The following is a 3,313-nucleotide window of genomic DNA, read 5'->3' as shown; positions in this document are numbered from 1 at the left end:
ATTCGTGGTCCGGGGCGCTCAATAACGTCAGGCGGTCACGGGGTGCGGTCGCGCGAACTCGTCGGCGAGCATGCCGATCATCACGACATCGTGGTACCGGCCGGAGAGGTACACGAGCTCACGCAGTCGGCCCTCCTCTACGAAGCCGAGCCGCCGGTGGAGAGCCAGTGGTGCCTCGTTGTACGCAAATATCCACACTTGGCACTTGTGGTACCGGTTCTCCTCGAACATGAAGCGAAGCAGCAGGAACGCGGCTTCTGCCGCGTAGCCCTGACGACGGTGCTCGGCACCGATCGTGACGCCGTACTCGAACCAGCCCGTACCCGCGTCAGTCGACGGCATCGTCCGCCCAGTCCGCCGACTGCGCCCTGTGCACGGCGTTCCACTGTGCGGAGGGTGGACGTCAAGGCGCCCATCGGATCGCGGCCGGGTGTGAGCTGCAACGGTAGGAGCCAGCACCAACACACCTGGCTGACGGCCCGTCGCTGTCAACCCCCACTGACACCAAACCGACACCTCGCACTGTGGCGGGGGCAGCCGTTCAGCTCTCTGCGGCCGGTGCACCAGAGGAGCACGGCCTCGACCTGGCCCGGAAGATCGGGCGGGCACAGATGGACAGATGCGCGGGGGGCGTGGCGGTTCATGGCTGCCGTCCCGGAAGCCGGAGAGCCTTCCGCAACCGTCGGGCCGCCTCAAGCAGACGGCCGCCCTGCTGGCGGCATGAGGTCAGGCTGCGGTTGTGCCCGTTCCTGTGCCGAGCTGTCGTCGGCCGGGGCAACAGGGAGCCACGGCGCGGCCCCTGGCCATGTACTGCCTTCCCGTGACCGGTGCAGGCCTGCCGGACGCGGCTGCTTCCCGGGCGGTTCGCACCGGTCCGGCCAGGATACGGAAGTGGGCCCGGCCCCGGGCCTCCCGAAGGTACATTCCGGAAGGCGAGCGATCCTGGGTACGGGACCCGGGGTCGGGCTCGTAGGCACTGCGCGGGGGGATACGACCATGGCGGAACGCACTCTGGCCGGACGGTACCGGCTGGACAGGCTGATCGGCGCAGGCGGCATGGGCCAGGTCTGGCACGGCTGGGACCTCATGCTGGAGCGGTACGTCGCGGTGAAGCTCCTGCACGGCGGAGGCCTCGCCGAAGACGGTGTCCGCCTGTTCCTCCGAGAGGCCCGGCTGGCAGGTGCACTCAACCACCCGGGCATCGTCACCGTCCACGATCTGGGTGAAGAGCAGGACGGCACCATGTACCTCGTGATGGAGCTGCTCGACGGCACCGACCTAACCGCCCGGCTCCGCGCGGAGACGCCGCCCGACGCCGACCAGGCCGTGGGATGGGCGCTCCAGCTGTGCGACGCGCTGGCCTGCGCGCATGCCGCTGAGGTGATTCACCGCGACCTCAAGCCGGCGAATCTCTTCCTCACCCAAGCCGGCACCTTGAAGATCCTCGACTTCGGGATCGCTCGTCACCGCGCCGCACTGACCGCCACCGCGAGCATGGTGATCGGCACCATGGCCTACATGCCCCCCGAGCGACTCCAGGGGCGGCTGGGTGACCAGCGCGGCGACCTCTACTCGGTTGGCTGCATCCTCTTCGAGCTGCTCACCGGCAAGCCGCCGTTCGGCAGCGGGGACCCGGCGCCGCTGATGTTGCGGCACCTCACCGAACCAGCACGGTCGGCGAGCCCCGAGGCCAGCACGGCGGTCCCGCCGGAACTCGACCGCTTGATCCTCGACCTCCTAGCCAAAAGTCCCGACGACCGTCCCAGTACGGCGGGAGAGGTCGCGGCACGGCTACGCTCGATCGGCACAGGCGGCGCCCCTGGATCGCCGACGCTCACGGCTGTTCCGTACGCGCCGACCCAACTCGACCCGGCAGCGGCCTCTCCCCCGCCCACGCCTACGGCCGTCGACCGCCCCAGTACCGCTCCGAGTCACGTACAGCACTCCGATCCCACGATGACCGCGCACTGGAAGCAGGAAGAAACTCCGAAGGCAGGCCGGCCGTTCGTCGCGCGCCCGACTCCCGCCCCGCCGCCGTCCCCGGTGCCACACGACACCCGGACTGCCGGAGCCGAAGCCGCTGCGGCCGCCGTCGTGGCGAGGCTCGGCTCCGATTTCAGCTTCGTGGAATGGGTCGAGGAATTGAACCGCTTCGCCGGCGCTTCCTTCCCGGTCGAGTGGCTGCCGACACTGTGGGTCACTCCCGGCCACGCGGGTCGGGTGGGGCTGACCGACGCGATCTCCCGCGGCTGGAAGGCCGAAGAGCTGGGGGCCGTCCTCTCCGCTTTCGACGCCGCCGGATACGGCGAGGAAGCTGACCAGATGGCCTCTCGGGCCGCGCCCCGACGTCGTCCCGGCGAGTTTCCCCGGCTGACAGCAGGAATGCGCCGGGCCGGTCAGGATCGGCGGCTCGGTCTGCTGCTCAGTTCACTGGCCATGCTGAGCCCTGAATTCGTCAAACAGGCCCGGCAGGAACTGATCTCCGCCGGCGACATCAAGAGCGCGAGCGCTCTCGTCGGAGGCCGGTTCATGCACAGGCTCAAGGGATCGCCGTACAACCCCCACGGGTAGAGCCTCTGGCCTGCCTGTCGAGCGTTACGTCCGGAGACGGCCTCCGGCTGGGGTCCACGCGCTGGCGGTCCGGCCGACAACCGTCACCAGCGCAACCGGCCTGCCGGCGGTACCTGACGCGGTCTCCTGTGCAGTCGTCACGACCGCCGTGATTCGCCATCCGGCGGCACCACGCCAAACCGGGCCTCCCTCCGAGAGCTTCGGCCCTCAGCCCGCCATCCACGGAACCCGGCAGGCATGAGGGGTCGTGCCCGCCGGGCACATGGACGCGATCACCGTCTTACGGACCGCCCGCCGTGTGTGCAGGGAACACTTCAAGTGAACTCGCAGCTCTACGAGTTGACCAGGTCGGCGGTCGGCATCCCACCGTGGGAGAAGGTGTCCGTCGAGTGGGTCTCACCGGTGATCTGGGCCCTGCGGCCGTCCACCGCCGCTGCGACCAGTTCCCTCACCCAGGCCAGCCCCTCCCCGTCCGCGTACAGACCGAACCGCAGGTCCCGCGTCCTCATCGCCTCAGACCTGCGCAGCGGTGCCGGCACCGCTCCCGGCGGAGACCGCGGTGAACCAGGGGTGGACCGGCGCGAGGGCCGCGGGCGCGGGCCAGCCGTTGACCGTGGCCAGCAGCCACCAGTAGCGCTCGGTGGCCGGGTCCGCGGTGGACCGCAGCCGGGCGAGGAGCCAGCGGCGCAAGCCACCCGCGTCGGCCCGCCGGAACGCGTCGGCGTAGAGGCCGCCCAGCGCG

The 3,313-nt window shown here is 70.1% G+C and carries 3 protein-coding genes and 1 pseudogene; 1 reads left to right on the top strand and 3 read right to left on the bottom strand.

Translation table 11 applies throughout. From position 1 onward, the window contains the following. Nucleotides 1–27 precede the first annotated feature (27 nt). Nucleotides 28–342 (bottom strand): GNAT family protein, encoded by a 315-nt coding sequence (locus ABZW32_RS39285; RefSeq protein ID WP_356225646.1) that lies wholly within the window; start codon nucleotides 340–342, stop codon nucleotides 28–30. A gap of 654 nt (nucleotides 343–996) precedes the next feature. Here ABZW32_RS39285 and ABZW32_RS39280 point away from each other — a divergent pair. Beyond that, on the top strand, nucleotides 997–2,571 hold the full coding sequence (locus tag ABZW32_RS39280; protein ID WP_356225644.1) for a serine/threonine-protein kinase: 1,575 nt from the start codon (nucleotides 997–999) through the stop codon (nucleotides 2,569–2,571). A gap of 332 nt (nucleotides 2,572–2,903) precedes the next feature. Here ABZW32_RS39280 and ABZW32_RS39275 read toward each other — a convergent pair whose 3' ends face one another. Then, on the bottom strand, nucleotides 2,904–3,080 hold the full coding sequence (locus ABZW32_RS39275) for a hypothetical protein (RefSeq protein WP_356225643.1): 177 nt from the start codon (nucleotides 3,078–3,080) through the stop codon (nucleotides 2,904–2,906). Nucleotides 3,081–3,084: 4 nt separating this feature from the next. Beyond that, nucleotides 3,085–3,313 (bottom strand): annotated as a pseudogene (locus tag ABZW32_RS39270) (MerR family transcriptional regulator); the annotation flags it as partial.

Source organism: Streptomyces sp. NPDC004667, assembly GCF_040609475.1.
Classification (GTDB): domain Bacteria; phylum Actinomycetota; class Actinomycetes; order Streptomycetales; family Streptomycetaceae; genus Streptomyces.
Note: the sequence above shows the minus strand (reverse complement) of the source record. Positions and strands in the feature narration are given on the sequence as shown.

What these genes read in the sequence shown, in the direction of transcription:
- ABZW32_RS39285 (WP_356225646.1), bottom strand. Translation starts at nt 342, where the DNA reads ATGCCGTCGACTGACGCGGGTACGGGCTGGTTCGAGTACGGCGTCACG.
- ABZW32_RS39280 (WP_356225644.1), top strand. Translation starts at nt 997, where the DNA reads ATGGCGGAACGCACTCTGGCCGGACGGTACCGGCTGGACAGGCTGATC.
- ABZW32_RS39275 (WP_356225643.1), bottom strand. Translation starts at nt 3,080, where the DNA reads ATGAGGACGCGGGACCTGCGGTTCGGTCTGTACGCGGACGGGGAGGGG.